General features: G+C 68.3%; 1 protein-coding gene. It reads left to right on the top strand.

The features are described 5' to 3' along the window. The coding region (locus MSIMFI_RS27275) for an MDR/SDR family oxidoreductase (protein ID WP_191500036.1) at positions 1 to 1,826 on the top strand (1,826 nt) is incomplete at both ends.

Raw genomic sequence — 1,826 nt, 5'->3', positions numbered from 1 at the left:
TGAGGCGCAGCTGGCGTTGCGTAAGGGAGTCGCTTATCGTCCTCGGCTGGTCAAAGCGCAGGCGCTGCCCCCGCCGGTGGGTGGGGCGTGGAAGCTGGATACCGCCGCGAAAGGCAGCCTGGACAACCTGGCGTTGGTGGGCACCGAGGTGGATACCGCGTTGGCGGCGGGGCAGATCCGGGTGCGTGTTGGTGCGGCGGGGCTCAATACCGGTGATCTTGAGGTGGCCTCGGGGGCGGTCGTTGGTGAGGGGTTGGGTTTAGAGGCTGCCGGGGTGGTGATCGAGGTCGGCGCGGATGTGACCACCTGGGGGGTGGGTGATGCGGTGATGGGGTTGTTCCCTGCTAATGGGTTTGCTTCGACGGCGGTCACCGACCAGGACATGGTCGTCGCTGTCCCGGTGGGGTGGTCGTGGGAGCAGGCGGCCTCGGTGCCGGTGGCGTTTTTGACCGCCTATGTCGGGCTGGTGCAGATCGGGGGGTTGGCGGCGGGGCAGGCGGTGTTGATCCACGCCGGGGCTGGTGGGGTGGGTCAGGCCGCGATCCAGATCGCTGTGCATGTGGGTGCGCAGGTGTATGCGACGGCGCATCCGGACAAGCAGCACATTCTGGAACAGCTCGGGGTGGCCCCGGAGCGGATCGCCTCGTCGCGGAGCTTGGATTTCGCTGACCAGTTCCGCGTGGTCGCCGGGGGGCGCGGGATGGATGTGGTGCTCAACAGTCTGGCGGGGGAGTTCGTGGATGCCTCGCTGGGCCTGGTGGCCGCCGGTGGGCGGTTTGTGGAGATCGGGAAGACCGATATCCGTGCTGTCGAGCAGGTCGCGGCGGCTTATCCCGGGATCGGCTATCACCCCTACGACCTGGCCAGCGCCTCAGCGCAGGAGTTGCAGGCGGCGTGGGCGGTGTTGACCCAGTGGTTCGCCGACGGGGTGTTGGCGCCGTTGCCGACGACCGGTTACGGGTTGGTGCGCGCGGTGCAGGCGTTTAAGGATATGAGTCAGGCCCGGCATAGCGGCAAGATTGTGCTGTTGCCGCCGCCGGTGCTCGATCCCGAGGGTGCGGTGCTGATCACCGGGGGGACCGGGATGTTGGGCGCGGTGTTCGCCGAGCATCTGATCACCGCGTATGGGGTGCGCCATGTGGTGTTGGCCTCGCGGCGCGGGCCGGGGGCCCCCGGGGCCGAGTCGTTGCGTCAGCGGTTGTGTGAGTTGGGCGCTCAGGTCGACCTGGTGGCTTGTGATGTCAGTGAGCGTGCGCAGCTGGCGGCGGTGCTGGAGCAGGTGCGTGCTCAGCGTCGGCTCAGTGCGGTCATTCATGCCGGCGGGGTCCTTGATGATGGTGTGGTCAGCGAGTTGTCGGGGGGGCAGCTGGATGCGGTGTTGGCCGCCAAGGCCGACGCGGCGTGGTATCTGCACGAGCTGACCGTCGACACCGGGCTGGACGCGTTCATCTTGTTCTCCTCGGTGGCCGCGGTGCTGGGCGCGGCGGGGCAGGCCAATTACGCTGCGGCGAACGCGTTTCTGGACGCTCTCGCTCAGCACCGGCGCCGCCATGGGCTGCCGGCGACGAGTCTGGCGTGGGGGTATTGGGATACCCCCTCGGGGATGACCGCGCACCTAAGTGTTGAGGACCGGGCCCGTATCACCACCAGTGGGCTGGCCCCGATCAGCATCGAAACCGGCCTGGGTTTGTTCGATGCCGCCCTAAGCCAGCAACAGCCGATGCTGGTCGCCAGCCCCATCTCTGCGTCGGCGTTGGCCGCCCAGGCACGCCGCAACACCTTGCCGGCGGTCCTGTCCGGGCTGACCCACACCCGCCGCCAGGCCG

This window comes from Mycobacterium simulans, assembly GCF_900232995.1.
Taxonomy (GTDB): Bacteria; Actinomycetota; Actinomycetes; order Mycobacteriales; family Mycobacteriaceae; genus Mycobacterium; species Mycobacterium simulans.
The sequence above is the reverse complement of the archived record's forward strand: the minus strand, read 5'-3'. Positions and strand labels throughout refer to the sequence as shown.